Raw genomic sequence first — 4293 nt, forward strand, 5'->3', positions numbered from 1 at the left:
GTCGGTGTTGGGGCCGGAGTCAGGTTCAAGCCAACGAGCACCGGATCGTGGTCGGAAGAGCGGAAGGGATCGCTGGCGTAGAAGAGGCTCTGCTGAGAGGGACTCTTGAAGCTCAGGGTGTAGTCCAAGCTCACGGGCTCATCAGCGTTGATGTGCCACTTAGCTGAGCCTGTAACTTGGGGTCTCAGACTGCTGTTGGCCAGGGCATGATCCAGAGATCCCCACTGTCCTTGGAAGCTAAAGGAGTAGCTGTTGGGGCCATTGAGGTTGGTGAACCCGCCCGCCTCCAGAGTTTTGATCGGATCCTCCATAGCGTAGGAGTTGAGATCCCCCATAATCAACACATCCGGATCGGTGGAGCCAGTTGGATTGGTGGCGAGCCAGCTCAAGAGTTGCTGAGCGGCCCGGGTGCGGTTGCCGTTGCAATTGCCTTGGAAGGGATCGTTGTCAATAGGATCGCAGGGAGAAACCTTGGACTTGAAGTGGTTGACCACAACAGTGAAGGTGGCGTTGTTGCTCCGCTGCCGGAAGGTTACAGCCAGAGGAGGACGATGGAAGCGTCCGGGGCCTTGGGTGAATTCCCCTGTGTCCAGGAAGGCCGGGTTAGTGCCGGGGGCAATTTCAACCGTAGCTGGCTTGTAGATAAAGCCGTTGGTGATGGCATCGCCGCCCAGGTTGGGCACTCCAACATTCACAAAGGCGTAGGTTCCTGCCCCCATGACCTGGTTGAGCCCGTTCACCAAATCCTGAATGGAACTATTCGAACCGTATCCATCGTTTTCTAACTCGTTGAGGCCTACGATATCGGCATCCATGCGGCGAATAGCCTCGATGAGCTTATCCCGCTGGCGGGTGAACTCGGTGGCGTTGCTGGCTCCCCGACAGGAGGAGTTATTGGGGAAGCAGGCGTTGCCGAAGGTGTTGAAGTAGTTGAACAGGTTAAAGCTAGCTACCCTCAGGGAGCCCCCTACTGAGGGTGGGTTTTGCGGGCGAGGGTTGGTGGCTGTAAACCTGGGCAAGTTGTTGGGATCATTGGGGTGGATACGGTAGTCGATGGTCGCATCCACATCGCCACTGACATTCCGGCCTCGCAACTGGGTCATGATCCCGGTGATGTTGCTGACGCGATCGCCGCCGCGCACAGTGTTAGCCGCGCTCAGGCCACCCGGAGTGGGGTAGATAACCGGATCTGGGTTTTGGGTGAGCAGCCGGTCATCAATGCGAATCCGCTTTCGGTCGTTTTCCGCTTGAATGGCAGCTGCCTGGCTGGGAGCCGCAATTTGCGTAGGAGTGAACAACCGCTCTGTGGCCACACTCAGCTCCCCGTGGCGTCCCAGCAAGAAGGAGTCGGTTACAAACAGGGGCTGATTTCCAAATGTGACCAGCATTCCTTCCAGAGCTTCCCTTTGCTCCGCAGTCAGCGGTAGAGAGATCTGCACTGGGGCCGGCAACGGATTGTCAGAGCTACAGACAGTAAAGCTGGTGACGTTGGAGAGCTGGGTTTGCTGGCGGAACTCAGCAACCGTTCCGGTCACCTGAACCCTATCCCCAAGCCTGACGTTATTAGCTGTGCCACTGAAAACGAAGATGCCATCTGATGTGGCGGGATTCCCGTCACCATCATCTTGTAGGTAGTAGCCCTGGAGATAGGTTTGGCCAGCCACCCCCTCATTTTCAAAGTCTCCTACTACGATTCCAGAAACCGTGACTGTTTGGTTCACCAGGGGGGAAGTGAAGCCAGTGCCCTGGACAGTGCCAACTGGGATCAGGTTGGCGTTGGGATCACAGCCTCCCGGCGTGGGCGTCGGTGTTGGCGTGGCTGTGGGTGTTGAAGTCGGGGTCGGTGCTGGCACAGGTGTAAGTTTTGGCAAAAGAGTTCTTCTGGAGCCGCACCTTTGCAGAGAAACCAAAAGCACCAAACCAAAAACTAGCACCGCAATTGATTGGGCAACACGACGCGAAGTAACCCTGGACCACATCTGCTTCACTCCTCCCGAAACTTCAAAGGATCCCGTATTTTTACCGTCTGTATGGATACCATCTTCAGGAAGGAATCTGAGTAAAGGGGCAGCTAAGGTACGCTTAAGAAGACAAGAAGTTACCCCCGCCTGAGTCAAAACTCAGGGGAGAACATGGGCAGGCTTTTTCCCCTAATCCCCCAATTCGGGATCCGGTCGTACCCGCACCCCCATCTGGCGCAGCAGGCGTAAAGAGTTTTCTGGCCCATCGATCATCTGCTGCTCGTTGATCCAGTAGGTGGCAATGCCCAGGTCTTCTAGAAATCGCACATAGGGATCCGGCGGCGGTCCATCGAAAACGGCGGCCTTCTGAACGGAAAAGCCCTGCTCGATCCAGGGGCCAAGGGCAAAGCGCTCGTAGTAGAGCAACTGTCCCACCACTTCCTGCAAAGCCTCTGCCGCATCCTTGTGGTGCAGGAGCTTCACTTCGGCCAAAAGCAGATGCCCGTCCGCCACGGCCAAAAAGTCAAAGGTATGCTGATCCTCCCGGACTTCCAATCCTGCCAGGCGGAACCAGCGGCGAAACTGGTGCAAGATCTCGTTGTGGCGTTCGCTGCGCTCCAACTGACGTCGACGGCGGCGTTCTGCCATCAGCGGGTCTGTCCCGGCGCTGTGAGGGATCCCACTGCTGCGGAACTGGGGCGGCTCATCGGGATCCAAAACCACCTTGCCCCCAGCAGGTTGATGCAGGAGGGGCGGCATCTGGGGCAAGAGTTCTGTGGATCCCCACTCCACCTCTGGCTGCTGAGCCCAGGTAAGCAGGTGTCGATTCAAGGGGTGCTCAGGGTGGGTGTCGAACAACAGGCGCAGTTGAGACTGGCTAAACTGAAAATCCAGACGAAATTGCTCGATGGAGAGGCTGCTCCGCCCCTTTTGCAAAGTTTCTTGGCCAAAGTAAAGCATCACCAAGAGCGGGTAAATCGGCAGCGGACGATGGGAGGGAATGAGCATCGTCCACATGTCATCCGTCCAGTGGGGGAGCAGGATCTCGGCCTGTTTGCCTTTGCCCACCACCTGCAACATTTTGGGGTGTCCCGGCTGCCAGCCACAGGGGTGATCGTCAAAGCCGCAAGTCTGCCGCCCTTGATCCACGCTCAAAGGGTAGCGCCCGTCATAAAGGCGGAAAGGACAGAGATCCCGGTCTTCGGCCAAAAAGCGCTCGTCTTGCCACAAGTGGGCCGCCAAGGCATGACAGCCGATCCCTTCCTGGCTGTTGCAGGCTTTGAGCCAGCGCCGTTCCGCCAGTTTCCCGCCCACTTTGCTCGGGGCCAGGGGCCGGATCAAACCGTTTTCCCCCTGGTTGAACAGAGGCCACACCAAAGGCTCGCCGGTTTCGGGCAAGGTCGGTAAAAGAGGGTGGGTTTTGCTGTAAAACGGGTCGCAAATGCGCTGGGCCACTTGCTGCAAGGGCAGTCCGCGAGGGGATCCCACCCAAGGCAAGAGGGATCCCGATCCGGCCTGAGCGCGGTGATACTGGATGGCCAGAGCCACCTCTAGCCCTATGGGACGGAGTTCCGGCGTGAGCTGCCGGTAGCGCTGCAGCAGCCGGGAAGCCTGCACAAACAGGTCGTAGCGCCGAACGGGAACTGCGTCAGCCATAGTGTTGCAGGAAAAGCTCCCCACTGCCTTGGGCAAGAGCTGGCACAGACAAGCACCATGGCCTCAAGAAATGAGACCTTGGCAACTGTCTCTGCAGACCCTGACCTTGCCGAGGATATCGGGCCGACACCCATTCCCCTTGGCGTCAGGTCAGTAGTCAGTGTAGTGGAGAAACCCAGGCGCGAGAAGATGTTGCCACCTGGCGGCAGGTTGTGGGAAAAATGCGCAGCAGGCCCTAGCGTCGCGGCCACCAAGGAAACCAAGGAAGCCACCAAGGAAACCAAGGAAAGGGAAAGGGGCGCTCTGTCTCTGCGTCGCGGTTGTACTCCGTAGGTCGGCCTGTATCCGGCTGAATCACCAAGCTGCCCACATAGTCGGCCTCTCGATAGACGCGGGCAATTTGATGGTGGATTTGGGCCATGTCTTCAGCAGAGACCACGCCATTGTCGGTGGCTTTGTAGAACTGGACCGTGACCCGAATGGGAAAGCGGGGATCCCGCTCGATGTCCAGGTTGTTGATCTCGGTGAAGGGGCCCTCTACCTCTCCATGTCCGATGACAGCGGCTTCTACATTGCTGAGGCCGGCCAGGTCGGCTGCGGGTCCGAAATTGACAGAGATATCCTCAACTTCCCTTCGCGGCGGCTGCCGCTGCTGGAGAGCATGCCTCTAACCCCC

3 protein-coding genes are annotated in these 4293 nt (G+C 58.0%); all 3 read right to left on the reverse strand.

Going from position 1 to position 4293, the window contains the following annotated elements:
• A partial coding sequence (locus NW819_RS01335; protein ID WP_414412657.1) for an ExeM/NucH family extracellular endonuclease occupies positions 1-1979 on the reverse strand: 1979 nt, incomplete at its 3' end.
• Positions 1980-2150: 171 nt separating this feature from the next.
• On the reverse strand, positions 2151-3617 hold the full coding sequence (locus NW819_RS01340; protein WP_414412658.1) for a hypothetical protein: 1467 nt from the start codon (positions 3615-3617) through the stop codon (positions 2151-2153).
• 235 nt (positions 3618-3852) lie between these two features.
• On the reverse strand, positions 3853-4056 hold the full coding sequence (locus NW819_RS01345) for a hypothetical protein (RefSeq protein ID WP_414412659.1): 204 nt from the start codon (positions 4054-4056) through the stop codon (positions 3853-3855).
• Positions 4057-4293: the final 237 nt, after the last annotated feature.

This window comes from Synechococcus sp. R8-2 (assembly GCF_047461715.1).
Lineage (GTDB): Bacteria > Cyanobacteriota > Cyanobacteriia > Thermostichales > Thermostichaceae > Thermostichus.